The organism is Bradyrhizobium sp. BRP20 (genome assembly GCF_020194215.1).
Classification (GTDB): Bacteria; Pseudomonadota; Alphaproteobacteria; order Rhizobiales; family Xanthobacteraceae; genus Bradyrhizobium; species Bradyrhizobium yuanmingense.
This window is the reverse complement of sequence record NZ_JADYVY010000112.1, coordinates 1-424: the sequence shown is the minus strand read 5'-3', so window position 1 is coordinate 424 and position 424 is coordinate 1. Positions and strand designations below refer to the sequence as shown.

The following is a 424-nucleotide window of genomic DNA, read 5'->3' as shown; positions in this document are numbered from 1 at the left end:
ACGATGGGTCCTGTCAAGTCAGGGTTTGTTGCGGCGAGAACGAGGGTCGCCCAGCCTGCTTGGCAGTTGCCGATAATGGCCGGCAGAGGCGCGCGCGGATGCCGGCGGATCACTTCTCGAACAAACGCCGCTTCCGCATAGGCCACATCAGAGAGTTGCTGATCCTGCTCCGGCTCGCGACGGAAGCTCACCAGATAAACCGGATGACCTTCGCGCAATGCGACGCCGAGCTGACTATCGTGCTCGTGAGCTCCCACACCCGCAGTGTGTCCCGCTCGTGGAGGGATGATAACAAAGGGCCGACGACGGGAGTAATCGACCGTAACATCTTGCGACGGGATGATGCGCAGCAATACGAAGTTGGACTTTACGGGAAGATCCCTTCCGTCCATGATCTTCTCGTACTCGTAGAAAAGAACCGGCG

The 424-nt window shown here is 59.0% G+C and carries 1 protein-coding gene; it reads right to left on the bottom strand.

The genetic code is table 11. The features are described from left to right. A partial coding sequence (locus tag I6F33_RS38040) for a DUF3141 domain-containing protein (RefSeq protein ID WP_225143963.1) occupies positions 1-424 on the bottom strand: 424 nt, incomplete at both ends.